At 73.7% G+C, this 5,801-nt stretch carries 7 protein-coding genes; all 7 read right to left on the bottom strand.

Annotated features, from left to right (window positions below; all coding sequences use genetic code 11):
• Window positions 1-315 (bottom strand): sigma factor (locus ACWEVO_RS28160; protein WP_452310511.1); only part of this gene is annotated, 315 nt, incomplete at its 3' end.
• 203 nt (window positions 316-518) lie between these two features.
• On the bottom strand, window positions 519-1,229 hold the full coding sequence (locus ACWEVO_RS28155; RefSeq protein WP_452310510.1) for a DedA family protein: 711 nt from the start codon (window positions 1,227-1,229) through the stop codon (window positions 519-521).
• A 109-nt stretch (window positions 1,230-1,338) separates the two neighbouring features.
• The gene (locus ACWEVO_RS28150; RefSeq protein WP_452310509.1) at window positions 1,339-2,427 is read right to left on the bottom strand and encodes an NYN domain-containing protein; all 1,089 of its coding nucleotides are present in this window, start codon (window positions 2,425-2,427) and stop codon (window positions 1,339-1,341) included.
• A 22-nt stretch (window positions 2,428-2,449) separates the two neighbouring features.
• Window positions 2,450-2,923, bottom strand: coding sequence for a molybdenum cofactor biosysynthesis protein (locus tag ACWEVO_RS28145; protein WP_452310508.1), 474 nt, complete (start codon window positions 2,921-2,923; stop codon window positions 2,450-2,452).
• Window positions 2,924-2,978: 55 nt separating this feature from the next.
• Complete coding sequence (locus ACWEVO_RS28140) at window positions 2,979-3,413, bottom strand: PPC domain-containing DNA-binding protein (RefSeq protein ID WP_452310507.1); 435 nt, start codon at window positions 3,411-3,413, stop codon at window positions 2,979-2,981.
• A 46-nt stretch (window positions 3,414-3,459) separates the two neighbouring features.
• Window positions 3,460-5,229, bottom strand: coding sequence for a thiamine pyrophosphate-dependent enzyme (locus ACWEVO_RS28135; protein WP_452310506.1), 1,770 nt, complete (start codon window positions 5,227-5,229; stop codon window positions 3,460-3,462).
• A gap of 253 nt (window positions 5,230-5,482) precedes the next feature.
• Complete coding sequence (locus tag ACWEVO_RS28130; RefSeq protein WP_452310505.1) at window positions 5,483-5,689, bottom strand: hypothetical protein; 207 nt, start codon at window positions 5,687-5,689, stop codon at window positions 5,483-5,485.
• Between the last annotated feature and the right edge of the window lie 112 nt (window positions 5,690-5,801).

Genomic DNA, 5,801 nt, shown 5'->3' with positions numbered 1-5,801 from the left:
CTGCCAGTCGGGCAGCGCCGCCACGCGGGGCCGGACCGTCGCGGCCCGGACGTGGTCCACCGCGACCCGCCGGGCGATGGTGAACAGCCAGGTCCGGGCGGAGGAGCGGCCGGCGAAGCCGGGCAGGCTGCGCAGCGCGCGCAGGAACGTCTCCTGGGTCAGGTCATCGGCCTCACCGGGCCCGGCGAGGTGGGCGAGAAAGCGCCACACCGGGGCCTGCAGGGCGCGGACGAAGGCCGCCGCGGCCTGCTGGTCACCCCGCCCGGCCCGCTGCGCCCAGCGGGTCACCTGCTCGTCGTCGGCCTCGGCGGTCATCCAACCGGCCGCCGTCCGGAACCGCACCGGCCCGGCGGTACGCGACGGGGGGTCGCTCGGTTCATCCGCAGGGTCCTCCTCCGACCTCACGTCCGGCTCGGGCGGCCGTCGCGGTGACGGCGGCTCTCCGGTATTGGTCGGTGGCGGCGGCCGGAAAGTTCCCGACCGGTGAGCACCCAGCCGGCCAGGGGCTGCCGGCGGCCCTAGCGGTCGCCGGCCGAGGCCGGACGGGGCGCCCGGGCCGGGCCGCTCCGGTGGTCCGCCGGGCCGGGGTGTCGGCGGGCCCGCCGCCGCGCGAGCAGCAGTTGGACGCCGATCGGGAGCACCGAGACCAGCACGATGCCGAGCAGGATGAACTCGATGTTCGACCGGACGAACCCGATCTGGCCGAGGAAGTAGCCCAGCACCGTCACGCCGGTGCCCCACAACGCGCCGCCCAGGATGTTGTAGACGACGAAGGTGCGGTACCGCATCCGGCTCACCCCGGCGATGATGGGGGTGAACGTGCGGACGACCGGCACGAACCGGGCGAGCACCACCGAGCGGGCGCCGTAGCGCGCGAAGAAGTCGTTGGCCCGCTGCACGTTCTGCTGCTTGAACAGCCGCGAGTCGGGGCGGCGGAACAGGCTCGGGCCGACCCGCTTGCCGAACAGGTACCCCACCTGGTCTCCGGCGACGGCGGCCAGCGCCACCAGCAGGCAGACCAGCCAGAGCGGCTGGTGCAGGTAATGGCCGTCGGCGACGAGCAGCCCGGCGGTGAACAGCAGCGAGTCGCCCGGGAAGAAGAAGCCGATCAGCAGGCCGGACTCGGCGAAGACGACGGCGAGGATCCCGACCAGCCCGAACGTGGAGATCAACCACTGCGGGTTCAGGAAGCCGGGACCCGCGGCCGGCAGGGCCAGGGATGGGGACACGAGGACCTCCGGTGGGGTGCGGGGGACGCCCGTCCGGTCGCCGGTGCGACGATCAACGGGCTGTCTCCACCGCTACCCCGCCCCGGCGGCACGAAACGCCGGCGAGGGGTCAGGAGCGCCGCGGGGTGAGCAGGTAGTCGTCGGCGTCGGGATCCCAGCGCAGGTCGACCACGCCGCTGGTGGCGGCCGCCTTGACGAACTGCAGGAAGCTGCGGTAGCCCAGCTTCTTCTCGCTGAAGTCCGGCCGGGCCCGGCGGAGCTGGTTCTTCAGGCCGGACAGCGCCGCCGCCCCGCCGTCCGCGGCCAGATCCGCCACCACGGCGCGGAGCAGCTCGAAGGCCGCCTCCCGGTCCCCCCGCTCCGGCAGCGACACCTCGGGGTCGCCCTTGGCGGGCCCCTCCCCCAGCTCGACCACGTTGTGCCCGGCCAGGTGTCGCAGCAGCTCGCCGAAGGTGCGGAAGCCGTAGTCGGACTCGCTGAACGTGGGGTCCTTGCGCAGCAGTGTCCGCTTCAGCCCGGAGGCGGTCACCTCGCCGCTGGAGCTGCCCTGCAGGCCGGCCACCGTCTGCGCCACGAGGACCGCGAGGTGGTCGACGTCCCGGGTGGTTTCCTCCTCCTCCGCGGTGGGCGGGGCCTCCGGCTGCGGCTCCGCCTCGGGCGGGGCCTCGGGGGCGGCGGGTCGGGCCGCCGCCCGGCCGCGGCGGGCCGCCGGCGGCGGTACCTCGACGCCTTCCAGGCGGTCGTAGTAGAGGAACTCGTCGCACGCCGGGGGCAGCAGCGCCGACGTGGACTTCTCCACCCCGACGCCGATGACCCGCTTGTTGAGCTCGCGCAGCTTGTGCACCAGCGGGGTGAAGTCGCTGTCGCCGGTGCAGATCACGAAGGTGGAGATGTAGTCGCGCTCGAAGGCCAGCTCGACCGCGTCCACGGCCATCTTGATGTCGGCCGCGTTCTTCCGGGAGGCGCCCATCCGCTGCGGGATCTCGATGAGCTCGACGTGGGAGCGGGTGAGCATCCGCCGGTCCTCGTCGAAGTACGACCAGTCCGCGTACGCCCGGCGCACCACCACCCGGCCGCGTTCGGCCAACGCGTCGGCGATCGGGCGGAGGTCGAAGGGCCTGCCGCCGTGGTGGTCGCGTACGCCCAGCGCCAGGTTCTCGTAGTCGAGGAACAGCGCGATCCGGTCTTCCTGATCCACGCCGCTCAGCCTACGCGGACGATCACGCCTCGACGGTGACGGCCAGCCGGCCGACGCGGAGCAGACCGTCGGTGAGCGGCTCGCAGCGGACCCCGCCCCGGCCCCGCAGCGCCTTCCAGGCGCCGGGCCCGACGGTGACGTCCATCCACGCGCAGGGGTGCGCCCGGGTGTGCACCCGCAGCCGGACCGGCCCGGCGCCGGAGTCCAGCACCAGCACCCGGCCGACCAGGTCGTCCACGGCGAGGCCGGCGGTCAGCACGTTGCGCCGGACCTGGGTGAGGTCCGCCCCGGGCGGCAGCGACTCCTGCGCGATCAAGGTCACGCTCGCCTCCCGGTGCGCCGGCTGGCCGAAGTAGCGGTCACCGACGATGCCGAGGCCCGCCCTGAGGTGCACCTCCTCGACCAGTTCGCCGGGCGGAGCCGGCGCCGGACCGTCCGCCGGGCGGCCCACGAACCGGTGGGTGGGTGAGGCCAGCAGCTGCACGATCCGGGGCATGGGTCGAGTCTAGGAAGCCCGCGGTCGCCGGCCGGTGGTTCGGGATGCCACGGCGTCAGGAGCCCGAGATCAACGCCAGGCCGGTCTCCGGGTCGACGCGTTTCGCCAGCTCCGGCGCCACCTCCGAGATGATCACCTCGAGCGTCGGCCAGACCTGGCCGCGCAGCAGGTGGCCGCCGACGGTGCCGCCGTCGGAGCGGCCCAGCACCGCGTGCACGTGCAGGGCCGGCTGGCCGTCGTGGTCGGCGACGTCACCGAGCAGGGAGAGCACCTCGACCTGCTCGGTGACCGGGATGCGCCGGTAGTCGCCGGCGGCGCGGTCGAACCAGCCCACCTCGGCGTCGGCGAAGCCGCCCACGGCGGTCACCCGGGCGGCGCGGATGTCCTGCTCGCGCAGCGCCGCCCCGACCGCGGCGACCGCCTCCTCGCCCTTGTCGCAGACCACCACCAGCACCCGTCCGGTCTGGTGTCGGATCTCGCGTACCCGCATGGTGGGTCTCCTCTCCCCGGGGCCGTCCACGGGGCGCGGCGCCGGCTCAGGACCGCAACTCGTTGAACTTGTCCCGGGCGACGGTGGCGAGGGTGGCCGCCTTGTGCGGCTGGCCGCGCAGGAACGCCTCGGTGAAGTGCTTCGCCTGGTCGTACTTGACCTTGCCGGGCATCGGCGGCTCGTTCGGGTTGACGTCGCAGTCCACCAACGCCGGGCCGGGGTACGCGAGCGCTTCCCGCACCGCGTCGGGCGCCGACCTCGGGTCGGTGACCTTGACGCCGTACCCGCCGCAGGCCCGCGCCCAGGCGGCGAAGTCGGCCTCCGGCTGGCGGTGGCGCACCGCGTACTCGGGGTAGCCGAGGACGATCTGCTCCCAGAGGATCTGCCCGTACGAGTTGTTGTTGTTGACGATCACCTTGATCGGCAGCTCGTGCCGCACCGCGGTGAGGAACTCGGCCATCAGCATGGCGAACCCGCCGTCCCCGACGAAGGCGATCACCTGCCGGCCCGGATACGCGTGCTGCATCGCGATCGCGTACGGCAGGCCCGGCGCCATGGTGGCGAGGTTCCCCGACAGGTAGTACTCCCGCCCGCCCCGGATCGTCCAGTGCCGCGCCGACCAGGTGGCGATCGTGCCGGAGTCGCAGGTCAGGATGGCGTCGGAGGTGGCCGCCCGGTCCACGCAGCTGATCAGGTACTGCGGCGCGACGGGGTCGCGGCCGGCGTCCTCCAGGCCGGTCATGTCGGACCGCCACTGGGCCATCTCCCGCTGGTACTTCTCCAGGAACGACCGGTCGGTGCGGCGGGTGAGCATCGGCAGCAGTTGCCGCAACGCCACGTGCGCGTCGGCGGTCATGGCGACGTCCACGGGCAGCCGCAGCCCGATCAGGCTGGCGTCGATGTCGATCTGCACCACCCGCGCCTGGCCCGGGGACGGCAGGTACTTCCCGTACGGGAAGGAGGTGCCGACCATCAGCAGGGTGTCGCACTCCTCCATCAGCTCCTCGCTCGGCTTCGTGCCGAGCAGGCCGATGCCGCCGGTGGTGAGCGGGTGGTCGTCGGGGACCACCATCTTGCCCGGCAGCGTCTTGACGATCGGGCTGCCCAACGCCTCGGCCACCGCGAGGACCTCGTCCCGGGCCCGGCGGGCGCCCACGCCCACCAGCATGGCGACCTTGGTGCCCGCGTTGAGCACCTCCGCCGCCCGGGCCAGGTCCGCCTGCTCCGCCGGCACCGCCGGCTGCGACACCACCGGGCTGCTGGTCGGCGGCTCGCCCGGGCTGACGTGCCGGTACGGGTCCTCGGAGGCGAGCGCGACCTGCACGTCGTTCGGGAAGCTCAGGTGCGCGACGCTGCGTTTGGCCAGCGCGTGCCGGATCGCGATGTCCAGCACCCCCGGCATCTGCTGCGGGTTGGTGACCATCAGGTTGTAGGCGGCCGCGACGTCCTGGTAGAGCAGCGGCGTGTGCACCTCCTGCTGGTAGTGCGAGCCGAGCACCGAGGTCTCCTGCATGCCGGTGATCGCCAGCACCGGCACGTGGTCCAGCTTGGCGTCGTACAGGCCGTTGAGCAGGTGGATGGCGCCGGGGCCGGAGGTGGCCGCGCAGACCCCGAGCCGGCCGGTGGCCTTGGCGTACCCGGTCGCCATGAAGGCGGCCGCCTCCTCGTGGTGCACCAGGACGAAGTTCAGTTTCTCCCGCTGCCGGCGGAAGCCCTCCATCAGCCCGTTGATGCCGTCGCCGGGCAGGCCGAAGACGGTGTCCACGCCCCATTCCACCAGCCGCCGGGCCAGGCTCTCGCCCACGATCTCCTGCACGTCACGCCTCCTGAACATGGAGTTCCGCGTTGTCGGCCCCCGCTGGTGCCGGCCGTCGTACCACCGGCGCGGCGAGCACCCGGGCGTGGAACGGCGCCTTCGTCGGGCCTGTCCGGCGGTCCACCGCGTCCCCGATGTGTCGGCAGCTACCCGTGCCCGGAGCCGTCAAACGTCCGATCTGGCGCGATTCCCGGCGTTCCGCCGGGGCACGGGTGCCGGAGAGCCTGCTCGGGTGCGGTTCCGGCGGGTCCGGTCAGCGTCGGCGGGACCGGGCCAGCAGGAAGCCGACGGCCAGCCCGGCCGCCACGGTGATCAGGGTGCGACCGGTGATCATCGAGCGAAGCCGGGTGAGGCCGGCCCGCGGGTCCACCACCGTCCCCGCGACATCGCCCGCCACCCCCACGACCAGGTCACTGAGCCGATCCGTGTTCATGCCGCGCCGCCCCTCGTCGTCCGTCACCCGCCGGTACCCACCACCCTCCACCGCAAACGGCGACGGGCCGCCGGCGGATCGCCGGCGGCCCGGCGCGGGGGGGCGGTGGGGTGGGCGGGGGGGGGGGCGGCCCGCGGGG

This window comes from Micromonospora sp. NPDC003776 (genome assembly GCF_053605645.1).
Note: the sequence above shows the minus strand (reverse complement) of the source record. Positions and strands in the feature narration are given on the sequence as shown.

Bases quoted from the DNA above. Each gene is read 5' to 3' on its own strand.
- ACWEVO_RS28145 (WP_452310508.1), bottom strand. From the start codon at position 2,923: ATGCCCCGGATCGTGCAGCTGCTGGCCTCACCCACCCACCGGTTCGTG.
- ACWEVO_RS28140 (WP_452310507.1), bottom strand. From the start codon at position 3,413: ATGCGGGTACGCGAGATCCGACACCAGACCGGACGGGTGCTGGTGGTG.